Origin of the sequence: Symbiopectobacterium sp. RP (genome assembly GCF_050472005.1) — a bacterium.
Taxonomy (GTDB): Bacteria; Pseudomonadota; Gammaproteobacteria; order Enterobacterales; family Enterobacteriaceae; genus Symbiopectobacterium.
In genome coordinates, this window is sequence record NZ_JBGOGS010000001.1 from 409991 (window position 1) to 430707 (window position 20717).

Here is a 20717-nt window from a genome sequence, read left to right on the forward strand (position 1 = left end):
GGATGACGAAAAATGAAGCCACGATTCCTGCACGACTCAATCAAGCGCCAATACACTCACCCACATCGGCCCCTGCCCTACCGCATAGCGCGCTAATGGTTGCAGCTTTCCACTTTCCTGATCGATGCGATACACCTCAATGTGCTGGGACTTCTGTCCAGCAGAAATCACAAACTCACCCCGGTGATCGATATTGAAAGCGCGCGGTTGCATCTCCGTTGGTTGATGCCCCACCAGCGTTATACTGCCATCTTCAGACACTTGGAAAATACTTAACAGGCTGGCAGTACGATCGCTGCAATAAAGGAAACGACCATCTGGCGTCAAATGAATATCCGCCGCCCAGCGGGTATCCGCAAAGCCCTGCGGCATGGCATCCAGCGACTGTACGGTGCGCGCCTTGCCCGCAACCGAGTGCAACTCAATCACGTCAACCGTACTGTTCAACTCATTCACACAGTAGGCAAAACGCTGATTGGGGTGAAAATCCATATGCCGTGGACCTGCACCATCCACCGCGTGGAGGTCTTCTTGCGCCCCAACGGACAGCTCACCCTCAGCAGAAACGTCATACAAACGAATGCGATCTTCTTTCAAACACGGTGCCCACAGCACTCGGTTTTGAGGGTCGATATTGCTCGAGTGGCAGCCTGACAGTCCATCCAGTTGTTGAATCGGCCCCCCTACAATGCCTTCGGCATCAATCGGGCTGACGCTCAACGTTTCACCGCTGTAGGATGCGCTAAACAGAAAACGCCCTTGGCGGTCAGTGGACAAATGCGTCGGACTTCCCGGCAACGAGGCAGACCCCACCTGCGTCAGCAAACCTTGCGCATCGATGCGGTAACTGATGGCCGAGAACGTCGGGCGTACCCCAACGTAAAGACGCTGTTTGTTGGGTGCTATCACCATCGGCTGCACCTGACCCGGCGCATCGACAACCTGTAACAACGTGAGCTGCCCCGAAGACGCCAACTGCCAGACGTGAATCTGCTGGCTTTCCGGACTGGCGACATAGACCACTTGCTGCATGCTTTTCTCCTTGGTTTGTCGCATTTTGCGCCATGCTACTTAGGGTGTAACATTATGGGCATTAACGCAATTCTAGACTCTCTTAATAGGATCGCTATGACGTATTGTATCATTGCTCTTGATTTGGATGGCACATTGCTGGACAAACAAAAGAAAATTTTACCGGAGTCCCTCACTGCACTGGCGCTGGCGCGCCAACAGGGTGTCAAAGTGCTGATCGCCACAGGGCGGCAGCATTCCGCGATTCATCCGTTCTATCAGGCGTTGGATCTGGATACACCAGCGATTTGTTGCAATGGCACCTATCTGTACGATTATCAGCATAAACAAACATCGCAAGCCAATCCGCTGACGGCGGCTCAGGCTAAAAACGTGCTGACCTTGTTAGGCGAGTATGGCATTCACGGACTGATGTACGCCGATGACGGCATGCTGTACCAAGAACCGACCGGCCATGTGATTCGCACTCAGGTGTGGGGAGAAACGCTGCTGCCACACCAGCACCCTACCTTCCTTCACGTTGACAACCTGCTGAACGCCGCCGATCGGGTGCAAAACATTTGGAAATTCGCCCTGTCGCATTCGGATACGCAAGCATTGGACAACTTTGTCAATCGGGTCATGGCGGAGTTTGGCTTGACCTGCGAGTGCTCCTAGCAGGATCAGGTTGATGTTGCCCAAAGCGGGAATAATAAAGGCAAGCTGCTGAGTGAATGGGTCACGTCTCAGGGGTATTCCATGAGCGAAGTGCTGGCCTTTGGCGATAACTTCAATGACATCAGTATGCTCGAAGCCGCCGGGCTCGGTGTTGCCATGGGAAATAGTGATGACGCCGTTAAAGCGCACGCCGATCTGGTTATCGGGCACAATGAAGAACCGGCTATTGCGCAGTTATAGCTAAACGACTTAATTTTGATTACATTATTTAAATGAGCTATTCAATTGATTTTAGACGTAAAGTGATATCTACACGGGAAGAAGAAGGGTTGAGTATCCGAGAAACAGCGAAGCAATTTCGGATTGGCCCTGCCTCTGTATCGCGTTGGATTAATCAAATAGCGTCAAAAGCATCGACCACGCGTCAGCGAAAGAGCGATAAATCCGAGTTGATAAAAGATGTTGAACCATATCCAGATGCTTACCAAAAAGAACGTGCAGAGCGTTTTGGCGTTTGTCAGAAGGCCATTTGGCAAGCTCTTAAAAAGCTGGGATTGACCTATAAAAAAACGCTACGTCATCCGAAAGCCGACGAAAGCGCCCGGCAAGCATTTCAACAAAAAATACAACAGTATGAAAAAGAAGGTAAACCTATTGTTTTTATTGATGAAAGTGGTTTTCCACACGATACGAGCCTGTACACGAGATTGTGTAATTGCCTGATTTTGATATGTTCAATCCAACATCAAAAGCAGGTTACTTTATGGACGAAAAACAGTTACAGGCTCTGGCTAACGAGCTGGCCAAAAATCTCAAAACCCCTGACGCTCTCAACCAGTTTGATCGCCTGCTGAAAAAGATCTGCGTTGAAGCTGCCCTTAATGCTGAAATGACCCATCACCTCGGGCATGAGAAGCCCCAGTCCAAATCTGGAACTAACACGCGCAATGGCTACTCCACAAAGACTGTTACTACCGGCGATGGTCCGCTGGAACTGCGTACACCACGTGATCGTGATGCTTCCTTTGAACCGCAGCTGGTGAAGAAGAACCAGACCCGGCTCACCGGGATGGATAACCAGATTTTATCGTTGTATGCCAAAGGGATGACCACCCGCGAAATTGCCGCTGCGTTCAAAGAGCTGTATGACGCGGATGTCTCACCCGCCCTGGTATCGAAGGTCACCGATGCCGTTATGGAGCAGGTTGTTGAATGGCAAAATCGCCCCCTGGATGCGGTTTATCCCATTGTTTACCTTGACTGTATCGTTCTGAAAGTCCAGCAGGACAGCCGTGTTATCAATAAGTCTGTGTTCCTGGTGCTGGGTATCAATATCGAAGGCCAGAAAGAGCTACTGGGGATGTGGCTGGCCGAAAATGAAGGCGCAAAGTTCTGGCTGAACGTGCTGACAGAACTGAAAAACCGTGGCCTGACCGACATCCTCATTGCCTGTGTGGACGGCCTGAAAGGGTTCCCGGATGCCATCAACACGGTCTACCCGGAAGCCCGCATCCAGTTGTGCATCGTGCACATGGTGCGCAACAGTCTGCGCTTCGTTGCCTGGAAGGACTATAAGGCGGTAACACGCGACCTCAAAGCAGTGGTATCAGGCTCCAACCGAAGAGGCCGCGCTTCAGGCGCTGGAGACGTTCGGTGGGACATGGGATCACCGCTATCCGCAGATAAGCCGGAGCTGGCAGTCAAACTGGGCCAATCTGTCGACATTCTTCTCGTACCCGCAGGAACTTCGCAAGGTAATCTACACGACGAACGCTATAGAATCACTGAACAGCGTGCTCCGGCATGCAATCAAGAAACGCAAGGTGTTCCCGACTGATGACTCGGTGAAGAAAGTCGTATGGCTGGCAATCCAGGCGGCATCACAGAAATGGACGATGCCCTTACAGGACTGGCGTATGGCAATGAGTCGCTTTATTATCGAGTTCGGTGACCGCCTTGACGGTCACTTCTGAGGAAAGGCATTTACACAAAATCTTAAACATGCTCCCTAAAAACAGTGTAATCGTGATGGACAATGCAACTTTTCACAAAAAACATAATATTCAACAAGTCATCATCGATGCAGGGTATATGCTGGAGTATTTGCCTACATATAGCCAAGCGACATTATTTTGATAACAATTAGCTGTATTTTTTGCCACATATCAGGGCATTGGCTGTAATCATTTTTAAGTCGGTTGGCTATATTCGCCAGATCTTAACCCAATTGAGCATAAATGGGCACAAGCAAAAAGCAAAAAGCAAAAAAAGAGAGTGGTTGCGATACAGAGATTTTGTTCTCAGTCCATATGGTGTAATCAAAATTAAGTCGCTTGGCTATAGACAATCTGAATGCACTACCACAGGAGTTGCAACTCCATCCCGCGGTCAAGGCGACGCAGGAAGCGATTGATGCCATCGACTAGGCCGATGTGATCCTGATTGGTCTAGGCAGCTTTCTGACCAGCCTGATGCCTCTGCTGTTGCTGGACGATCTGGCGCGAGCCCTGCGCCGCACACCAGCGCAGATGGTCTATATCGGCAATCTGGGACGAGAACTCAATCAGGCCGCTGCCCAACACTGGCACAAAAGCTCGCTATGATCGAAAACAAGGTGGGGCGTAAAGTGGTGGATGCGGTTATCGTGAGTCCACACACCTCGGTGCAGGGCATCAACGATCGTCTCATCGTACAGCAGCCATTAAGCGCGGCTGACGTGCCGCACCATCACGATCGCGAATTGCTGCGCCAAGCGCTGGAAATTACCCTGCAACGTCTAGGCTAACCGTACTACAGCCGAGGGCTATTCCCCGCGCAGCCACGGCGTATGGGTAACGCCAACCAGAATGCCTTCCGGGCTAAGGAAACGCGTCACCCACTGCCCCCACGGTTCGAGTCGGTTATCTACCAGCAAGGTATAGCAAAGCGACATTATTTTGATAACAATTAGCTGTATTTTTTTGCCACATATCAGGGCATTGGCTGTAATCATTTTTAAGTCGGTTGGCTATATATCCCGCCCGTTTAACCGCCGCCGTGGCGACCACCATATCAGCAACCTCAAACTCCAACCAGGTTTGCGGCACGGTGACGTCATCCGGCCAATGCTCAGTGCCGAAGCAGGATTGAGTCGCCTGCGCCAACGGCCACAGCGCGAAGTGCTTCACTCCATCGAGCGTATCGGCGACCAGATAATCGCTCGACTCCCCCAACGGTTTAAGCGGCAAATGTAGCGTGTCCAGATAGAGCGATCGACTGGCCACCGCGTCCACAGCGATCGGGCCGAAGCCCGCGATAAACAGTACATCTACATCGGGTATAGAAAATGTCATGTCGGCTCCTTGCGCGAACGGAAATCAGGATGCGGCGATAAATCGCTCACGTAACGCATGAATCTGGTCACGCAATGCCGCAGCTTCTTCGAACTCCAAATTCTGCGCATGCTTCATCATTTGGCCTTCCAGTTCACGAATCTTTTGCTCCAACGCTTTTGGCGTCAGTGCATGATATTCTGTGGCAGGTTCAGCGGCTTTACGACCAGTACGCCCTTTGCCTTTCGGCGTCGGTTGCCCCAATTGCAAAATATCGTCGATTTTCTTGTTAAGCCCGGTAGGCACAATCCCGTGCGCTTCGTTGTACGCTTGCTGCTTCTCGCGTCGCCGCTCCGTTTCCTGAATGGTGCGCTGCATTGATGGCGTAATCTTGTCGCCATACAGGATGGCTTTACCATTAAGGTTACGTGCGGCACGGCCGATGGTCTGAATCAAGGAGCGTTCCGAACGCAGGAAGCCCTCTTTATCCGCGTCCAAAATAGCCACCAGCGACACTTCTGGCATGTCCAACCCTTCTCTGAGCAGGTTGATACCCACCAGCACATCAAATTCGCCCAGTCGCAGGTCACGGATGATTTCAACGCGCTCGACGGTATCGATGTCCGAGTGCAGATAACGCACGCGCTCACCGTGTTCTTCCAGGTATTCGGTGAGATCTTCCGCCATACGTTTGGTTAATGTGGTGACCAGCACGCGCTCGTTCAACGCAACGCGTTTGCGGATTTCAGACAACAAATCGTCCACCTGCGTCGCAACCGGACGCACTTCCAGTAGCGGGTCAAGCAGTCCCGTAGGCCGCACCACCTGATCGACGACATCACTGCCGGAATGCTCCAGTTCGTAATTGCCGGGTGTCGCCGAAACATAGATGGTTTGCGGTGCGAGCGCTTGAAACTCCTCAAACTTCATCGGCCTGTTGTCCAACGCTGACGGCAGACGAAAACCATATTCGACCAGCGTTTCTTTACGCGCCCGGTCACCGCGGTACATGCCGCCCAATTGCGGGATCGTTACGTGGGATTCATCGATCACCAACAATCCATCGGCAGGCAGGTAGTCAAATAGCGTTGGCGGCGGCTCACCCGGCCCGCGTCCAGAAAGATAGCGCGAATAGTTTTCGATACCGGAGCAATAACCGAGTTCGTTCATCATCTCAAGATCGAATTGCGTACGCTGCGTCAGCCGCTGTTCTTCCAGCAGTTTATTGTTTTCCAACAATACATTGCGACGCTCAGCGAGATCCACCTTGATATCTTCCATCGCCTGAAGAATACGCTCACGCGGGGTGACATAGTGGGTTTTCGGGTAGATGGTATAGCGCGGCACCGTTTGTAGCTGCTGGCCAGTGAGCGGATCGAACAGCGTCAGGCGTTCAACTTCTTCATCGAACAGCTCAACGCGCAACGCAATCTCATCGGATTCCGCCGGAAAAATATCAATCACTTCGCCGCGCACACGGAAAGTACCACGCGTAAAGGCCTGATCGTTACGCGAATATTGCAGTTCGGTCAGTCGGTGCAAAATCGAGCGCTGATCGATAATCATGCCTACCGTCAGGTGCAGCATCATTTTCAGATAGAGATCGGGATCGCCCAACCCGTAAATAGCCGAGACCGACGCGACCACCACCACATCGCGCCGTTCCAGCAGCGCTTTGGTAGCTGACAGACGCATCTGTTCAATATGCTCGTTAACCGACGCGTCTTTCTCGATAAAAGTGTCCGAGCTAGGTACATAGGCTTCGGGCTGGTAGTAATCATAGTAAGAGACGAAATACTCAACCGCGTTATCAGGGAAAAACGCTTTCATCTCACCATAGAGTTGCGCCGCCAGGGTTTTGTTGGGTGCCAACACCATGGTGGGGCGGTTAAGATCCGCAATCACGTTGGCAATGGTAAAGGTTTTTCCCGAACCGGTTGCCCCCAGCAACGTCTGATGCGCCAACCCCGCCTCCAGCCCCTCTTCCAGCAGACGGATCGCTTCAGGCTGATCGCCTGAGGGGGTAAACTCGGAGTGCAGTTTAAAGGGTTTGCTCATGAACAACCTGCCAGAAAGTGGACCAAGCGTCGCGAAACTAGGCAACGCACAGTAACATTCAACAATAGTGTGAGGCGTCAAGCATAGCACTAACAGTGCGCCTCAGAAATTCGTTTACCCACAGTATACTGGATATAAAAACAGCATCCAGTCATTTGTTGGCGAAAATGATGCGCGGAGTAAATCATCGGCCAGCGTAGGGCATTGGAAAGAGGAAAGCGAGCGCAAAAAGCGCTAACACAGCGTTACACATTTATCCAGTTAAAATGTGCTATTTATCCCCAGAATGCGTATTTGTCTTAACAAAATGGTTAGACCTGTGCTGTAAAAACATGCAACCATCAGTCGGAGATAAACCGAGACTTGATTTTAATTAACTAACTGATTTATATCAATTAAATAAAAAAGTAGAGAATCACATCAACTCAACCAAAACCAGCGCCAATTCTCGCTTGCCACCGTTTTTCTAAACCTAATGCACATGGTTATCCACAGAAGTAGTGGATAACTCCCACAAGCCCCCATGCCTGCTGCTTTAGCGAAACATCTTATCGTCATGGTGCTGAGGGAAATCAGAATTTTTTAGCGTTTTTGCAAAGATTTCACTTATGCATGGCTTTTTGACGTTTTGCACAAAAAAGCCGCTTGGTAACGCAAGTGGTGCACTCACCAGTAAAGGGAAGCGAAAGTTACCATCGCCAACACGGATCTTATGGGCACTCTGCATAACCATAAGATCACAGTGTTGATGAGCAGAAATCATTCAATGAATTGTGACTGTGTAAGCAACCCTTATGTGTATTAGTCGCGACTAGATCTGACACTGGACCTTGAAAGGTTGAGAGTTACCGGTTTTGATATGGGTGTCTAATCCTTAAACAAAACGCGAGGTAACTCTCATGCTTCATACTAACAATCCCATTATCAAACACAAAGCCGGCCTGCTCAATCTCGCCGAAGAACTCGGTAACGTATCAAAAGCCTGCAAGAGTATGGGCGTGTCACGCGATACATTTTACCGTTATCAGGAACTGGCTGCTGAAGGCGGCATTGATGCGCTGGTTAACCAGAACCGCCGGGTTCCGAACCTGAAGAACCGCGCCGACGAAGCCACTGAACGCACGGTTGTTGATTATGCTATTGAGTTCCCGCCCCATGGGCAGCACCGGACCAATAATGAGCTGTGTAAAAAAGGCGTGTTTATCTCCGGCAGCGGCGTGCGCTCCATCTGGCAACGACACGACCTGGAGAACTTCCGTAAACGCCTGAAGGCGCTTGAGGAAAAGGTCGCCAGAGAAGGCATTGTCCTTACCGACGCTCAAATCTCAGCCCTAGAGAAGAAGGCGCACGATGATGAGGCCTGCGGTGAAATCGAGACGGCACATCCCGGGTATCTGGCCTCGCAGGACACCTTCTACGTGGGCAATCTGAAGGGGGTGGGCCGTATCTACCAGCAGACGTTCGTGGATACGTACTCGAAAGTGGCACACTGCAAGCTGTATACGAATAAAACACCGCTCACCGCCGCCGACCTGCTCAATGATAGCGTACTCCCGTTCTACGAGGCTCAGGGACTGCCGGTGCTGAGAATACTGACCGACAGGGGTACGGAGTACTGTGGTAAAGTGGAGCAGCATGATTATCAGCTTTATCTGGCTATCAACGAAAACGAAGGCGATGTCTCCGCAGACGAACGGCATCTGCGAGCGCTTCCATAAAACCATTTTGCAGGATTTTTATCAGGTTACGTTCCGCAAGAAGTTATATGGAGACCTGGAAAGTCTGCAGGTAGATCTGGACAGCTGGTTGTGGCATTACAATAATGAGCGAACTCATCAGGGAAAAATGTGCTGCGGGCGTACGCCGATGGCCACTTTACTCGATGGAAAACAGATCTGGGCAGAAAAGAATCTGAACCAGATGTAATCTGACAGACACCTGTATAAATAATCGGTAACTGTCAGATCAGGTCTGAGCTAGTACACCTTATGGCTTCCCCTGCAACAGAATAAGTGTACGACTGCTTTATAATGTTACAGGGTGTTCCGGCTCCATATCCTATATAATCTCCTGTTCGAGTTCATATGTCGCTCCATAGATAAGTTTTTGCTTTGTTTCTGGATCTAATAAATCTGACTGCGATAAAATTAGCTTGCAGCATTTTTCCATATAATCCAAAAGCCGAATCTCCCCTTTCACATAGTCACAGTATTTTCCTTTGCCTGTGCATTTATGTACTTCGACGGTAACGGTGCCAGTGTTGTTATTTACTTTTGGTAGCAAGAATGATACTGAATATCCATCAATGTCATCGAGCGTAAGGGAATCAGGCATCAGCTCTGGCATCCCCAAAGACTCCTTTGACAACTTATCTGACAAGGATTGATATAATTTAGTATATAGTCTCTCATTAGCACGACGTATGCCGCCGGCAGTGAAAAAATTAATAATATGTTCAAGAACCCCCTTGGGGGACATTATCTTATTTTTTTCATCCTCAGATTCAACGCCAGCAGCACATATTGCCATATTACAACACTGACTAATCGTCGCCATATTCATTACCTTAGATAGAGATAGTTATTATATAGAACATAGATTATGTTCTGAGATAAAAATATCCGTAGAAGGTAAACACCTTATTTGTAGGCAACTATAATGATATTCAGACACACAATAGAGTAATATCTAAATACGCCCCCAAATTTAGTGTATGTGGAGTATCAACATAAGGAATTTCGCCAAGCAGCGGCGCAGGAAGATGACGTTGCAGCGTCTCCAGATAGTCTTGATGCCAGCGTCCGGTCGGTTGAATATCGTTAGCAATCCACCCCGCCAGCGTCAATCCTGCCTGCGTAACGGCCTGAGCCGTCAGTAATGCGTGATTGATGCAACCCAATTTGATGCCCACCACCAGAATCACCGGCAATTGCTCGTGCTGTACCCAGTCGGCATACGTCTGCTGCACAGTCAGTGGCGTGAACCAGCCCCCCGCGCCTTCCACCAGCACCCAATCAGCCTTTTCGGTCAAGGCCGCCAGATCGCGCGACATCACCTCGAAATCGATGGGCTGCTGCTCAACCCGGCTCACTATATGCGGCGAGGTTGGCTCAATAAACACCAACGGATTGACCTCATCGTAAGTAAGCGACACGTTGCTGCACGCTTGCAGATGGCAAGCATCTTCATTATGAATGCCCTGTGGGGTCATCTCTGCACCGGAAGCTACCGGCTTATAGCCCGCACAGCGATACCCTGCCCGTGCAGCAGTCTGTAGCAATGCGCCGCTGGCAATGGTTTTGCCCACTTCTGTGTCTGTTCCGGTAATAAACCAACGTTTAGTCACGATAAATAATTCCATAAACCAAATGATAACTGAGGGGAAAGCCGCCCGGTGCAGCAGGATAAACCTGTGCCAGCGCTTGTAACCGCCGCCGGGTAAGTAAACCGCGCGAACGATCGCCATGTAGCCAGGTGGCGCCAATCCCTTTCAACGAGTGCATCACATCGCTTACGGTCGCAAAACGATAGGTCAGCGTGTGCGGGTAGAGCCTATGACGATAAGGGCGGCAGGCATCGGCGATTTGTGCCAACGGCAAAAAATCATTGACGCGTTTTGATCCATCCAAGCTCAGCCATGCTTGCGCCAGTTCGCCGAGGGAACCTTCAGCCAGCGTAGAAAACACCACTGCGCCGCCGGGACGCGTGGCCCGATAACAGGTCGCAATCGCACGCGGCAGATCTTCGCACCATTGCACCGCCAGATTGCTGAAGCAAAGATCGATTCTGGCATCCGCTAACGGCAAATGTTCAATATCCCCTTGTACGTAGGCATCTGCACTGTGTTCAGCCACAGCCTGTTGCAACATGCCAGCAGAAAGATCCAAGGCGATCACCTGTTTACCCAGCGCACTCCAGCGTTGACTGAAATGGCCGGTGCCGCAGCCCGCATCCAGTATCCTCTGTCCGGCCAGCGGTAGCGCCAAGGTCATCAGATGCTCACCGCTGGTCCGTTGCAGTTCGGCAAATCGGGTGTAGCGCTGTGCCGCACGACCAAAAGCCTGTGCAATGGCCCGCTTGTTATGCAATTTATTACTCATTGACACCCTCTCCTTGCTCATACGCCACCGAGTGCAAAACGGCAAGCAGACGGGCGATGTCATCATCCGTGTGGCTGGCCGTCAGCGTAATACGCAGCCGAGCACTACCGGGCGGCACGGTGGGCGGGCGCATCGCACTGACCCAGAGTCCCTGTTCACGCAGACGCTGTGCCACGCGCAACGCGGCAACATTGTCGCCGACAATCAACGGTTGAATGGCACTGTGGGATGGCATCAAGGTAAAAGGCAAATCCCCAGCTCCGGCGCGAAACTGAGCAATATGGCGGCCTAGCCTGTCACGTAGCGCATCACCCTGCTGAATACAGAACAACGCCGCGCGTAATGCGCAAGCCTGGGCCGGTGGCATGCTGGTGCTGTAGATCAGGTGACGGGCAAACTGCAAGAAATAGTCGGCCACCGATTCGCTGCACAACAGTGCAGCTCCGCTCACGCCAAACGCCTTGCCGAACGTCACGACCAGCAATTCGGGTTTTATCCCCTGTTGCCAGCAACTGCCACGGCCCAGCTGGCCGCACACGCCTATCCCGTGTGCATCATCTACCATCAGCCAGGCGCCGTGCGCCTGCGTCAACGCATGCAGTGCCCCCAGCGGTGCGCTGTCACCGTCCATACTGAAAATACCTTCCGTGACAGCAAGGGTTTCGCCCGGGCAATCCCCTGCCAGCAGGCGTTGCAGCGCTGCCGGTTGATTGTGCGCAAAGCGCCGCAGAGCGGCCGGTGACTGGGCAGCAGCTTCCAGTAATGACGCATGGCTGAGCTTGTCCGCCAGAATGCGATCTTGTCCCTGCATCAGGGCGGCAACCACCGCTTGATTCGCGGCATAACCGGAGACAAACAGCAGCGCACGCGGGTAACCCAGCCATTGCGCCACTTCTCCCTCCAACACCGCATGCGCATCGGTATACCCTGTGACATGTCCTGAACCGCCGCTGCCCACGCCATAGCGCGTTGCACCGGTTTGCCAGGCCTCAATAATGGCTGGATGCTGGCTTAAGCCCAGATAGTCATTGCTGGAGAAATTCAGGTAGCGCTGCCCTTGCTGCGTCAACCAACGCCCACCGCCCTGATTAACAATACGTGAGCGATAAGCATCTTGCTCACGGCGCGCGATCAGCGCCGTATCTATGCGTTTTTGCCATCCCATAAGTGTTACACGGCAGCGTTATAGAACTGTTCAGTATCGGCTTCCAGCACCTGCCGCGCCAGCTGTATCTGCTGTTGGTTGTCACCGGCCTCCGTTTCCGTTTGCTGAGGATTGAGACCCAGTTTGCGAAACAGGATCAAATCCTTGTCTTCTTTCGGATTGGGGGTGGTCAGCAGCTTGCAGCCATAAAAAATGGAGTTGGCACCAGCCATAAAACACATTGCCTGGGTCTGCTCGCTCATCTGTTCGCGACCCGCAGACAGTCGCACGTGGGAGGTGGGCATCATGATGCGAGCAACGGCGATAGTGCGAATAAAATCGAAAGGTTCAACATCGTCGTTATTTTCCAGCGGCGTACCTTTTACTTTCACCAGCATATTGATTGGCACGCTTTCCGGCGGCGTCGGCAGGTTTGCCAGTTGCACCAACAATCCGGCACGATCACGCACCGTTTCGCCTAATCCGACAATGCCGCCGGAGCAGACTTTAATTCCCGCGTGGCGCACTTTGTCCAGCGTATCCAGTCGTTCCTGATAGGTACGGGTGGTGATGATGTTGCCGTAGAACTCCGGCGAGGTGTCCAGGTTATGGTTATAGAAATCCAGCCCGGCGTCAGCCAGTCGTTCCGCCTGATTGCCGTGTAAAGTGCCTAACGTCATGCAGGTTTCCATCCCCATTTCCTTGACGCCTTTCACCATCTGTTCCAGATAAGGCATATCGCGCTCATGGGGATTTTTCCAAGCGGCTCCCATACAGAAACGGGTTGAGCCTGCCGCTTTAGCCTGACGCGCGGAATCCAGCACCTGCTCGACCTGCATCAATCGCTCCTCTTCCAGCCCGGTGCGATAACGCGCACTCTGTGGGCAATATTTGCAATCCTCCGGGCAGGCGCCCGTTTTGATGGAGAGCAACGTGCTGACCTGCACCTGACGCGGATCGAAATGCTGACGATGCACCTGCTGCGCCTCAAACATCAACTCTAAAAACGGTTTATCAAACAGTTGTTGCGCTTGCTCCAGCGTCCAATGAATACGTTCTGCCACATGGTTGGCCTCTTTGTTCGACAGGGTGCCATGCCGCCAGTGCGACATGAAAATGTGGCGTAAGTGTAAATGACAACGCTATACTGTCAACCACATGAGTGTTAATTTAGTTTACAACACGGTTTATTGATAATGTTGCTTTCGAACGCAGACTTGGAATTTGATCAACGCCATATCTGGCATCCTTACACCTCAATGACACACCCCCTTCCCTGTTATCCGGTGGTAGCGGCACATGGGTATCACCTGCAACTGGACGATGGGCGAGAGTTGGTGGATGGCATGTCTTCTTGGTGGGCGGCGATCCACGGCTATAACCACCAGCGTCTGAACCAAGCCTTGCAGCAGCAAATAGCTCAGATGTCGCATGTGATGTTTGGTGGCATTACACACCCTCAAGCCATCGCGCTATGCCAACGGCTGGTCACTATTACGCCTGCACCGTTGGAGTGTGTGTTTTTGGCCGACTCTGGTTCGGTGGCCGTGGAAGTGGCGCTTAAAATGGCGCTGCAATATTGGCAGGCGCGTGGCGAGCGTCGGGCGCACTTTTTGACCCTGCGTCACGGCTATCATGGTGACACCTTTGGTGCGATGTCGGTGTGTGACCCGCACAATGCCATGCACAGCCTCTATCAGGGATATCTGCCTGAACACCTGTTTGCCGATGCACCACGCAGCCGCTTTGATGGCGAGTGGTATGAGTCTGATATCCAGCCGCTACGTGATATGCTGGAAACGCACCGTCATGATATCGCCGCCGTTATCCTTGAACCGGTGGTTCAGGGCGCAGGCGGAATGCGTATATACCACCCCACTTACCTCAAGCGCGTGCGCGAGTTGTGCAATAACCACGGTATCTTACTGATAGCAGACGAAATAGCGACCGGATTTGGCCGCACGGGGACGCTGTTTGCCTGTGAACATGCCGATATCGCCCCCGACATTCTCTGTCTGGGTAAAGCGCTGACCGGAGGATACCTGACGCTGTCAGCCACCTTGACCACGCGTAACGTCGCAGACACCATCAGCAACGGCGAGGCGGGTTGTTTTATGCATGGCCCGACTTTTATGGCTAACCCATTGGCCTGTGCCGCCGCCAATGCCAGCCTTGAACTGCTGGCAGATGGGAAATGGCAGCCACAGGTGATGGCAATTGAGCGCCAATTGCGCGCTGAATTACTGCCATTACTGGATGCCGCGTTGGTAGAGGACGTGCGTGTTCTGGGTGCGATTGGCGTACTGGAAACCACACGACCTGTGAACGTGGCGCGCGTGCAGTGCTTTTTTGTCGAGCGCGGTGTGTGGATCCGGCCTTTTGGTAAGCTGCTGTATGTGATGCCGCCCTATATTATCTCGCAACAGGCCTTAACATGCTTGACCCGCGCACTGCGTGACGCCGTACAGCGGCCTGAATTGTTTCAATAACGGCGGGGAAAGTCAGCGGGAGAAACCTGTGATCTGTGGCACACCAAATTGATTAGAGCTATGATAATCGTCTCAGCTTATCAGGAACTTCCCATGCGTAATACGACAATCCTTTGCGGGCAGTATTTACGCGCTTTCGCACTTATTTATCTGTGTCTGTTCGCAGGTAATGCGATATCCGCGTTACTCCCGCTGACTATTCCCGGCAGCATTATCGGTATGCTTATCCTCTTTGCTCTGCTGGCTTCGCAGATCCTTCCTGCACCTTGGGTAAAACCCGGCTGCCATTTGATGATTCGCTATATGGCGCTGCTGTTTGTGCCTATCGGAGTGGGCGTCATGAATTACTATGATCTGCTGAGCAAGCAGTTTGGCCCCATCGTGGTGTCCTGTCTTATCAGTACGCTGGTGGTAATGCTGGTCGTCGGTTTTTGCACGCAGTTGATGCAACGCGAACACATCATCACCACGCACGAAACACCCGATGAGGAAGGGAAAAAATAATGTTGTCCAACATCTGGTGGTCATTACCTCTGACCTTGCTGACCTTCTTCGCGGCGCGCAAGTTGGCGATAAAATGCAAAATGCCACTGCTAAACCCACTGCTGGTGTCGATGGCTATCCTGATCCCGGTATTACTGCTGCTCAATATCCCTTACGAAAACTACTTCGCAGGCAGTAAAGTGCTGAACGATCTGTTGCAGCCCGCCGTGGTGGCGTTGGCGTTTCCGCTCTATGAACAGCTTCATCAGATCCGTGCGCGTTGGAAATCCATCATCAGCGTCTGCTTTATCGGCAGTATGGCGGCCATTATTTCCGGTACGCTCATTGCGCTGTGGCTTGCTGCCACGCCCGAGATCGCCGCATCAGTGCTGCCTAAATCGGTAACCACGCCTATCGCTATGGCGGTCGCAAGCACCATCGGCGGCATTCCCGCCATCAGCGCGGTTTGTGTGATTTTTGTCGGCATTCTCGGTGCAGTTTTCGGGCACACGCTGTTTAATCGCGTGGGCATTCGCACCAAGGCAGCGCGCGGACTCGCCATGGGCACGGCGTCACACGCGCTGGGCACGGCCCGTTGCGTCGAGATCGATTTTCAGGAAGGGGCGTTCAGCTCATTAGCATTGGTGATTTGCGGTATCATGACCTCGCTGATTGCACCTTTTATCTTTCCGCTGCTGGTACAACTGTTTCACTAGCGACACAGATGATGCAGACGGCGTGATAATCGCCGCGCCGTTGCATTCTGCTCGATAATTTGAGATATATTGCGCAGAATGCATCTTAATGTCAATAAGTTCACGTTCGACGAGAGACTTAAAAATGATTACAGCCAATGCCCTGATATGTGGCAAAAAATACAGCTAATTGTTATCAAAATAATGTCGCTTGGCTATATTCTGGCGGAAGCCGGGTGTATAGCCAAGCGACTTAATTTTAATTACACCATATGGACTGAGAACAAAATCTCTGTATCGCAACCACTCTCTCTTTTTTTTGCTTTTTGCTTGTGCCCATTTATGCTCAATTGGGGCTTTGTTGAATAAATAGATTTTATGCTGGCAGCACAGTGAAACGACGGATCCTTGCAACGCAAAATCATGCAGTTAGGCCTCATAAGAAAACTGTAAACCTGAGGTGAGAAGCATTTTCTACCAAAACTGGCTGGAAAAACAGCATGACTCACTATTATTCAACAAAACCCTCAATTGAGTTAAGATCTGGCGAATATGTAGGCAAATACTCCACCATATACCCTGCATCGATGATGACTTGTTGAATATTATGTTTTTTGTGAAAAGTTGCATTGTCCATCACGATTACCCTGTTTTTAGGGAGTACTGGGATAAGGACTTGTGTGATCCAGGAATAGAAAACATCGCTGTTAATATTGATATCAAATAATCCGATAGCAAACAGCGTTGTGCCTAATAAAGCGCCGATAACATTTCTTCTTCCCTTGGCTCCCCAGTTCTTCAGCCCAAAACACCGTTGACCTTTTGGGGAATAGCCGTGAGTCCGTGGGGTATCGTGTGGAAAACCACTTTCATCAATAAAAACAATAGGTTTACCTTCTTTTTCATACTGTTGTATTTTTTGTTGAAATGCTTGCCGGGCGCTTTCGTCGGCTTTCGGATGACGTAGAGTTTTTTTTATAGGTCAATCCCAGCTTTTTAAGAGCTTGCCAAATGCCCTTCTGACAAACGCCAAAATGCTCTGCACGTTCTTTTTGGTAAGCATCTGGATATGGTTCAACATCTTTTATCAACTCGGATTTATCGCTCTTTCGCTAACGCGTGGTCGATGCTTTTGACGCTATTTGATTAATCCAACGCGATTTCCCGTGTAGATATCACTTTACGTCTAAAATCAATTGAATAGCTCATTTAAATAATGCAATCAAAATTAAGTCGTTTAGCTATACCACCTGCTGAGAGATTGGCAATCATGACGGCATTGAGTGAATGCCGATAGCATAGCGTCAAATAATTAGATTTATGATTAGATAATTATTGCATAGATTAGATAATTATTGCATAGATTAGATAATTATTGCATGGATTAGATAAATATCTTATTATTTTTTCATCCCAAGCGGATATGCTCTTTAAAAACCGAGGAAACAGATGGTAAAGGTTATCTGGAAAAGCTTTGAAGCAACGTTCAACGATAGACCGAAGGTATCAGGACACCATTAGTGAGAAAGTCGCCGAGTTGAAAAGTTTTCCCGCCGTCAAACTGGATATAGCCAAGCGACATTATTTTGATAACAATTAGCTGTATTTTTTTGCCACATATCAGGGCATTGGCTGTAATCATTTTTAAGTCGGTTGGCTATATCTACACATCTTTTTCAATATCTGCTATTACGTTGCTGCATGATCTCAACTTATCCATCGGCGGGATTGATGCCCGCCTTAACCGGCGTTATCAGCGTCTGGTTAAGCAACACATGACTCCCGCAGCACCATTGGCGTCAGCCGTTAAAGACCTTGCCTGTGCGCAGAAAACAACATTCGCCACTACTCAGGCCGTTTGGCGTTTTTTTAATAATGAACGTATTAGCTTCAGTCAGCTCAATGAACCGATTATTTCGCTGGCTCTCCGGCAGGTTGCACTTAGCCCGCATCCATACGCTCTCGTCGTTCACGACTGGTCTCATTTACAGTTTCGTACCCACAATGGCTTTGTTGAATAAATAGAACTTTTGGGTAATCATCGGAGCAGATCAACACAGTTGTTTCAAAATCAGGTCTCCATGGCAAAACAAAATTTTAAAATCACCAACTGGCCCTCTTATAACAAGGCCCTCAAGCAGCGCGGTTCTCTAACCGTATGGCTAGATGAATCAGCCATTGCTGCATGGACGGAAAAAAACACTACTGAACGGCGTGGACGACCGCTCCACTACTCAGATATGACCATCACCACAGTCCTGATGATGAAACGCGTGTTTGGCCTTTCATTGAGGGCTTTACAGGGCTTTGGTGACTCGATTTTTAAACTGATTAAATTGTCACTCCATTGTCCAGACTATTCGCTGCTCAGCAAGCGAGCAAAGACAGTGAACATCAGCATAAAAACGCCAACCCGTGGTGAAATCTCACATCTGGTCATTGATGGAACCGGCCCGAAGGTCTTTGGCGAAGGCGAATGGAAAGTCCGGCAGCATGGTGCCGACAGACGCAGGGTATGGCATAAGCTGCACCTGGCAGTAGACAGTGTGACGCATGAGATTATCTGTGCGGATTTGTCGCTCAGTGGTACGACTGATGCCCAAGCTCTACCGGCGCTGATAAACCAGACCCACCGGAAAATCAGAGAGGCATCGGCTGACGGCGCTTAGGATACAGTTTACTGCTATGATGCTCTGCTGAGGAAGAAAATAAGGCCGCTTATCCCGCCACGAAGGGGGGCGCAATATTGGCAAGATCGCTACCACGAGCGTAACCCCGCTGTTGCAAATCAGCGCATTAGCGGCAGTAACGATATCTGGAAAAAGAAAGTGGGCTATCACCGGCGCTCAGTGGCTGAAACGGCCATGTTCCGGTTCAAAAGGCTTCTGGGTGGTCATCTAAGTCTGAGAGACTACGATGGTCAGGTGGGTGAAGCCATGGCCATGGTCAAAGTGCTTAACCTGATCACGCTATTAGGAATGCCGAACAGTATTCTCATCACGTAACAATCGACCCGTATGGGGCGCAGTCGTTACAAGTTCTGATTTATTCAACAAAGCCACTGTGAGGCTACGAAGCAGACGCGCGAAGAACGGTGGTTCGAGAGAAACAACCCTGTCAATGGTATTTAAGCTGCTCCAGTCTGCTCAGAAAAGCTGGAACCGACTAAGAGGATTTGACCTGCTGATCCTAGTTGTAAGCAACGTCCAATTTAAGGATGGAGAACAGATTCACGAAGCATCAGAGCGGAACGTAGCCTGATCGCCATACACCTGATTTGCTAATAACTCTGGCAATCACCAGTTGACCCACATCGTTATTGGTGAACACATTAGCCAGACGACGAATGTTGTTGGCATCATTCAAAATACGTTCCGCGACCACCAGTAATTCTTTGCATGGCTCGGTCATGCCAAGCAGTCGTTTGCCGCGGCGAATAAAGATTTCGATGCCCAGTTCTTCTTCCAGTTCTCGGATATGGCGACTCACGCCCGACTGAGACGTAAACAGTGAATTGGCGACTTCCGTCAGATTATATGTATTAGTCGCGACTAGATCTGACACTGGACCTTGAAAGGTTGAGAGTTACCGGTTTTGATATGGGTGTCTAATCCTTAAACAAAACGCGAGGTAACTCTCATGCTTCATACTAACAATCCCATTATCAAACACAAAGCCGGCCTGCTCAATCTCGCCGAAGAACTCGGTAACGTATCAAAAGCCTGCAAGAGCATGGGCGTGTCACGCGATACATTTTACCGTTATCAGGAACTGGCTGCTGAAGGCGCCATTGATGCGCTGGTTAACCAGAACCGCCGGGTTCCGAACCTGAAGAACCGCGCCGACGAAGCCACTGAACGCGCGGTTGTTGATTATGCTATTGAGTTACCGCCCCATGTGCAGCACCGGACCTGTAATGAGCTGCGTAAAAAAGGCGTGTTTATCTCCGGCAGCGGCGTGCGCTCCATCTGGCAACGACACGACCTGGAGAACTTCCGTAAACGCCTGAAGGCGCTTGAGGAAAAGGTCGCCAGAGAAGGCATTGTCCTTACCGAGGCTCAAATCGCAGCCCTGGAGAAGAAGGCGCACGATGATGAGGCCTGCGGTGAAATCGAGACGGCACATCCCGGGTATCTGGCCTCGCAGGACACCTTCTACGTGGGCAATCTGAAGGGGGTGGGCCGTATCTACCAGCAGACGTTCGTGGATACGTACTCGAAAGTGGCGCACTGCAAGCTGTATACGAATAAAACACCGCTCACCGCCGCCGACCTGCTCAATGATAGCGTATTCCCGTTCTACGAGGCTCAGGGACTGCCGGTGCTGAGAATACTGACCGACAGGGGTACGGAGTACTGTGGTAAAGTGGAGCAGCATGATTATCAGCTTTATCTGGCTATCAACGATATCGAGCATACGAAAACGAAGGCGATGTCTCCGCAGACGAACAGCATCTGCGAGCGCTTCCATAAAACCATTTTGCAGGATTTTTATCAGGTTACGTTCGGCAAGAAGTTATATGGAGACCTGGAAAGTCTGCAGGTAGATCTGGACAACTGGTTGTGGCATTACAATACTGAGCGAACTCATCAGGGAAAAATGTGCTGCGGGCGTACGCCGATGGCCACTTTACTCGATGGAAAACGGATCTGGGCAGAAAAGAATCTGAACCAGATGTAATCTGACAGACACCTGTATAAATAATCGGTAACTGTCAGATCAGGTCTGAGCTAGTACACATAACGCGA

The 20717-nt window shown here is 50.7% G+C and carries 19 protein-coding genes and 9 pseudogenes; 14 read left to right on the forward strand and 14 right to left on the reverse strand.

Translation table 11 applies throughout. The annotated features are described in order from the left end of the window. Positions 1–36 precede the first annotated feature (36 nt). Positions 37–1032, reverse strand: a complete 996-nt coding sequence (gene pgl / locus ACD630_RS02575; protein WP_430359858.1) for a 6-phosphogluconolactonase — start codon at positions 1030–1032, stop codon at positions 37–39. Between the two features lie 96 nt (positions 1033–1128). On the opposite strand from pgl, the pseudogene ACD630_RS02580 reads away from it, so the two are divergent. The 6 genes and pseudogenes from ACD630_RS02580 to ACD630_RS02605 all read left to right on the forward strand — a co-directional run. Further along, positions 1129–1929 (forward strand): annotated as a pseudogene (locus ACD630_RS02580) (pyridoxal phosphatase). 32 nt (positions 1930–1961) lie between these two features. Continuing rightward, on the forward strand, positions 1962–2543 hold the full coding sequence (locus ACD630_RS02585) for an IS630 transposase-related protein (protein WP_430358026.1): 582 nt from the start codon (positions 1962–1964) through the stop codon (positions 2541–2543). Further along, positions 2453–3662: pseudogene (locus ACD630_RS02590) on the forward strand (IS256 family transposase). Before ACD630_RS02585 ends, ACD630_RS02590 begins: the two are co-directional and overlap by 91 nt. Before the next feature lie 28 nt (positions 3663–3690). Further along, positions 3691–3825, forward strand: coding sequence for a transposase (locus ACD630_RS02595; protein ID WP_430359859.1), 135 nt, complete (start codon positions 3691–3693; stop codon positions 3823–3825). A 37-nt stretch (positions 3826–3862) separates the two neighbouring features. Then, positions 3863–4102, forward strand: coding sequence for a hypothetical protein (locus ACD630_RS02600; protein WP_430358027.1), 240 nt, complete (start codon positions 3863–3865; stop codon positions 4100–4102). Next, positions 4029–4474 (forward strand): annotated as a pseudogene (locus tag ACD630_RS02605) (2-phospho-L-lactate transferase CofD family protein); the annotation flags it as partial. The gene ACD630_RS02600 and the pseudogene ACD630_RS02605, both read left to right, overlap by 74 nt. 18 nt (positions 4475–4492) lie before the next feature. On the opposite strand, the pseudogene ACD630_RS02610 reads toward ACD630_RS02605, so the two are convergent. From ACD630_RS02610 to ACD630_RS02620, 3 genes and pseudogenes are all read right to left on the reverse strand, one after another. After that, positions 4493–5021: pseudogene (locus ACD630_RS02610) on the reverse strand (glyoxalase). Between the two features lie 24 nt (positions 5022–5045). Further along, positions 5046–7058, reverse strand: coding sequence for an excinuclease ABC subunit UvrB (gene uvrB / locus ACD630_RS02615; RefSeq protein ID WP_430359860.1), 2013 nt, complete (start codon positions 7056–7058; stop codon positions 5046–5048). Between the two features lie 535 nt (positions 7059–7593). Next, positions 7594–7785, reverse strand: coding sequence for a hypothetical protein (locus ACD630_RS02620; protein WP_430358028.1), 192 nt, complete (start codon positions 7783–7785; stop codon positions 7594–7596). A 172-nt stretch (positions 7786–7957) separates the two neighbouring features. Between ACD630_RS02620 and ACD630_RS02625 the strand changes: the two are divergent. Further along, positions 7958–8984 (forward strand): annotated as a pseudogene (locus ACD630_RS02625) (IS481 family transposase). Positions 8985–9116: 132 nt separating this feature from the next. Here ACD630_RS02625 and ACD630_RS02630 read toward each other — a convergent pair. From ACD630_RS02630 to bioB, 5 genes are all read right to left on the reverse strand, one after another. Beyond that, positions 9117–9587, reverse strand: a complete 471-nt coding sequence (locus ACD630_RS02630; protein ID WP_430358029.1) for a hypothetical protein — start codon at positions 9585–9587, stop codon at positions 9117–9119. A 136-nt stretch (positions 9588–9723) separates the two neighbouring features. Beyond that, positions 9724–10404: a dethiobiotin synthase gene (bioD, locus tag ACD630_RS02635; protein ID WP_430359861.1), complete on the reverse strand. Its 681-nt coding sequence runs from the start codon at positions 10402–10404 to the stop codon at positions 9724–9726. Beyond that, positions 10397–11158, reverse strand: coding sequence for a malonyl-ACP O-methyltransferase BioC (bioC, locus tag ACD630_RS02640; RefSeq protein ID WP_430358030.1), 762 nt, complete (start codon positions 11156–11158; stop codon positions 10397–10399). Before bioC ends, bioD begins: the two co-directional genes overlap by 8 nt. Further along, positions 11151–12323 (reverse strand): 8-amino-7-oxononanoate synthase, encoded by a 1173-nt coding sequence (gene bioF / locus ACD630_RS02645; RefSeq protein ID WP_430358031.1) that lies wholly within the window; start codon positions 12321–12323, stop codon positions 11151–11153. The genes bioC and bioF overlap by 8 nt, the downstream gene beginning before the upstream one ends. Positions 12324–12328: 5 nt before the next feature. Next, a complete protein-coding gene (gene bioB, locus ACD630_RS02650) occupies positions 12329–13366 on the reverse strand; it encodes a biotin synthase BioB (protein ID WP_430359862.1) in 1038 nt (345 codons plus the stop codon). Positions 13367–13498: 132 nt separating this feature from the next. Here bioB and bioA point away from each other — a divergent pair, with 132 nt between their 5' ends. From bioA to ACD630_RS02665, 3 genes are all read left to right on the forward strand, one after another. Beyond that, entirely contained in the window at positions 13499–14791 is a 1293-nt protein-coding gene (gene bioA, locus ACD630_RS02655) for an adenosylmethionine--8-amino-7-oxononanoate transaminase (RefSeq protein ID WP_430358032.1), read from the forward strand. 93 nt (positions 14792–14884) lie between these two features. After that, positions 14885–15295 carry a CidA/LrgA family protein gene (locus ACD630_RS02660; protein ID WP_252318136.1) on the forward strand — a complete coding sequence of 137 codons (411 nt, stop codon included), beginning with the start codon at positions 14885–14887 and terminating at the stop codon, positions 15293–15295. Further along, a complete protein-coding gene (locus tag ACD630_RS02665) occupies positions 15295–15990 on the forward strand; it encodes a CidB/LrgB family autolysis modulator (RefSeq protein WP_430358033.1) in 696 nt (231 codons plus the stop codon). The genes ACD630_RS02660 and ACD630_RS02665 overlap by 1 nt, the downstream gene beginning before the upstream one ends. Positions 15991–16155: 165 nt before the next feature. Here ACD630_RS02665 and ACD630_RS02670 read toward each other — a convergent pair whose 3' ends face one another. From ACD630_RS02670 to ACD630_RS02685, 4 genes and pseudogenes are all read right to left on the reverse strand, one after another. After that, positions 16156–16383 carry a hypothetical protein gene (locus ACD630_RS02670; protein ID WP_430358034.1) on the reverse strand — a complete coding sequence of 76 codons (228 nt, stop codon included), beginning with the start codon at positions 16381–16383 and terminating at the stop codon, positions 16156–16158. Between the two features lie 97 nt (positions 16384–16480). Further along, positions 16481–16948: an IS630 family transposase gene (locus ACD630_RS02675; RefSeq protein ID WP_430359863.1), complete on the reverse strand. Its 468-nt coding sequence runs from the start codon at positions 16946–16948 to the stop codon at positions 16481–16483. Further along, positions 16872–17069: pseudogene (locus ACD630_RS02680) on the reverse strand (IS630 transposase-related protein); the annotation flags it as partial. The pseudogene ACD630_RS02680 and the gene ACD630_RS02675, both read right to left, overlap by 77 nt. 386 nt (positions 17070–17455) lie before the next feature. Then, positions 17456–17611 carry a hypothetical protein gene (locus ACD630_RS02685; protein WP_430358035.1) on the reverse strand — a complete coding sequence of 52 codons (156 nt, stop codon included), beginning with the start codon at positions 17609–17611 and terminating at the stop codon, positions 17456–17458. A 52-nt stretch (positions 17612–17663) separates the two neighbouring features. Between ACD630_RS02685 and ACD630_RS02690 the strand changes: the two genes are divergently transcribed. The 3 genes and pseudogenes from ACD630_RS02690 to ACD630_RS02700 form a co-directional block, all read left to right on the forward strand. Continuing rightward, on the forward strand, positions 17664–17990 hold the full coding sequence (locus ACD630_RS02690; RefSeq protein WP_430358036.1) for a hypothetical protein: 327 nt from the start codon (positions 17664–17666) through the stop codon (positions 17988–17990). Between the two features lie 60 nt (positions 17991–18050). Then, a pseudogene (locus tag ACD630_RS02695) lies at positions 18051–18974 on the forward strand (IS5 family transposase). Between the two features lie 52 nt (positions 18975–19026). Next, positions 19027–19230 (forward strand): annotated as a pseudogene (locus tag ACD630_RS02700) (IS256 family transposase); the annotation flags it as partial. 30 nt (positions 19231–19260) lie between these two features. Here ACD630_RS02700 and ACD630_RS02705 read toward each other — a convergent pair. Continuing rightward, positions 19261–19533 (reverse strand): annotated as a pseudogene (locus ACD630_RS02705) (LysR family transcriptional regulator); the annotation flags it as partial. Positions 19534–19608: 75 nt separating this feature from the next. On the opposite strand from ACD630_RS02705, the gene ACD630_RS02710 reads away from it, so the two are divergent. Next, positions 19609–20649: an IS481 family transposase gene (locus tag ACD630_RS02710; RefSeq protein ID WP_430358037.1), complete on the forward strand. Its 1041-nt coding sequence runs from the start codon at positions 19609–19611 to the stop codon at positions 20647–20649. Positions 20650–20717 lie beyond the last annotated feature (68 nt).